Source organism: Chitinophagaceae bacterium, from assembly GCA_030053935.1.
Lineage (GTDB): Bacteria > Bacteroidota > Bacteroidia > Cytophagales > JASGCU01 > JASGCU01.
On record JASGCU010000147.1, the window covers coordinates 153 to 3054 of the forward strand.

General features: G+C 29.2%; 2 protein-coding genes. One reads left to right on the forward strand and one right to left on the reverse strand.

The features are described 5' to 3' along the window. The first annotated feature begins 455 nt into the window (after positions 1–455). Positions 456–2477 (forward strand): hypothetical protein, encoded by a 2022-nt coding sequence (locus QM536_09725; protein MDI9357288.1) that lies wholly within the window; start codon positions 456–458, stop codon positions 2475–2477. A 148-nt stretch (positions 2478–2625) separates the two neighbouring features. Here the strand turns inward: QM536_09725 and QM536_09730 are convergent, their stop codons facing one another. Continuing rightward, positions 2626–2820 carry a GxxExxY protein gene (locus tag QM536_09730; GenBank protein MDI9357289.1) on the reverse strand — a complete coding sequence of 65 codons (195 nt, stop codon included), beginning with the start codon at positions 2818–2820 and terminating at the stop codon, positions 2626–2628. Positions 2821–2902 lie beyond the last annotated feature (82 nt).

Genomic DNA, 2902 nt, shown 5'->3' on the forward strand with positions numbered 1-2902 from the left:
AGAAGAAATATAACAGCATTTCTATACCATCAATATGGGAAAAAATAAAGAAGAAATATAACAGCATTTCTATACCATCAATATGGGAAAAAATAAAGAAGAATATTAAGAATAATGGCCTTTGCTTGCTATTTCTTATAGTATTCTGTCTTTGGGGAATCTATCTATACATACTTCACCGTATGCCATCAATATGGGAAAAAATAAAGAATATTATTAAGAATAATGGCCTTTGCTTGCTATTCCTTATAGTATTCTTTCTTATTGCTATTATCTTCTGTCCTATTCGTACTTGCTTTGAGGATACAACATATGATATTTTAAAAGTAATTCTATTTCTATTTTTTTGTATATGTATTATTGTTATTGTATATACATCGGGGAGATGTCTTGTTAGGTTATTTAACAACCCATTTTCCAGGTATACTCAGGGATTAGTATTGTTTTTCCTAACGGTGATAGGATTTGTTTTTGGAGTACATTCTGATATACTTTCTGTTTATGATCAGGGTGGTAACAAGCAAGATTACAACTGGTTTTATCCCGAAGATATAATACGATTCCCCATAGACCACTATCAATACAATCATAAAAAATTTATAGATACAACGCATTCCCCCTGTTGTGAAACGAATACAGAAAACATCATAGACATGCAAGATATTATTAATGAAGAGTTGAAAAAAATAAAGAAAAGACGCTTTATATTTCTGGTTGATAAAACCATTAATTCCCAACAAAAATTAGAAGACATAGACATAGGTTATGATTTTTCAAAAAGAGTCATTAGCTATTTGAATAATAAAATAAAAGATACTCTTAATAAAATACAAAGAACTTATGCAAATAATAGCGACTTTATTACAAATAGCTCATCGCCTAATAGGTATAATAGTGTAACTGACGTAAATATTCCTATTGGGACTGTGACTGTGGCATATACACCACCAAATACATTGTATACACGTTTTTTTTATGATAATAAGAAGGTTAAAGGAAGATATGTAGATGATATATCCCATCAGTATGCTGCGACATTTTTGATATACAAAGTAATGACCGATTCCTGCTGTAGAGAAAACCATATAGAAAACGACATATTTATATCCTACTATATGGGAGATAATGTATTTGATACTACCCACATAAAAATAAATCGTCTTAGTAACACTTCATTAGATATACAAGGTACTCTCCTGAAAGTTATAAAAAAGACGAATGATTCTCTTTTCAAAAAATTTAAGCAAGCGGGGAGCAGGAAGACAAGTTTCATAGAGATTATGAAGCATTTACAACAACTGGTTGGTAAGCAAAAAGATAGTGCTATCAACAACATTTTTATTATCAGTCCTTTTGACAATGAAGATGGAACAACATCTTCATATGACAAGAACTTGGTAAGAAGAGGAAGATATTCGGAAAAAAAATTAGAAACAGAAATAAAAACATTACAAAAGGAACTGAATACCGATAGAGATAAACTTACTCTTTTAGAAGTAAAACTCAATAGACCTGAAGAAAATAAAGAAATATCTAAGAGGTTGATACAAATAATGAAGAAGTATTTTAACCATCTTTTTTATCAGGATATGGAGCAAGTGCTTACTTATTATGTAAATGAATATTCTTCCCCACTAAAAGAAAACGCTGGTGAGGGCTCTCTCAAGTATTTTACCAATCTCTTATCTACCCATCTGGAAGGAAAAGACATTTTTTTATACTGGACAAATAAGAGCATAAAATATAACTACGAGGGATCAATAATTATAAGGAAAGAAAAAGAGGATTCCAACGGAATAATCTACACCTGGGAAAATAGAATAAATAAAGATGATACCTCTTTTAATAGTTATCTTTTATTCTATGATACCCTGAATTATACAACTCAAAAATACCATGCTTTACAGGGGAAAATATCTTTAAAAGAACCATATTCTATAGGAGAGGGTAGCAAAAAAGAAGTAAGGAGCTTTATAAATTTTGTAACCGATGAAGATAAAATATATAATATGACTATCAACAACCCAGGAAAGTTATGCAGCATAGTCAGTGGAATAGTTTTTAGAGAGGTTCTTTCAGAGAGTTCATGCCTTCTTTTGATATATTCCTATGGATTCATGCTTATATCTTGGATATTGTTATTATTTTTTTATATTTATAGTGTAAATAAACATATTCATAGTATAAATAAAAATGATAATGTATCAAATATTAAAAAAGAAAACATAAAATCATTAAATATACTCAGATGTTCATTATGTATTTTATTATTGTTATCGATGTTCAACATTAATATAGTGTGTGTTGTATTTCAGTATGTGAGGTTGTTAGCTGAGATGGGTTGTATTGGGAGGACTGTATGTATATGTATTTTTATTACCTATACCTCGGTGGGGGTGATATTTGGATGTACCTCATTCAGAAATAAAAAAAGTGCTGTCCCAAAAGAATACATATGTAGTTGTCATGTTTCATAGCGTTCTTTCCCAAAAATAAATCAAATGAATGAATATAAAACATTTATTTTTATTTTCTTCTTTGTATTTTTATCCGTTTTAGAATCCTGATTTTTGCAATTTTTCTGCTCTTATGTCTGAACTGTGATTGTAATGATTTTTTGATGGACTATGATTTACTCTTTGGTTTCATTACTCTTTTACATTGTAAACTTTGTGCGCCAAAATTAATAAGTAAACCAATTTCGATTTTATACGCTTCCAAATAATTAATTGCCTGTGCCAAATGCACATTTTCTAATAGAATTATGAGGGGTTCTAAAATTTTTTTTTCTATTACTTTTATTTTCCTTTTATTTTTCATGTTTTTTTATAACCGCAAAGACACAAGGACGCAGAGGAAGATCGTTTTTTTAGAATTATATAAACATTTTTTGAAAAAAGAG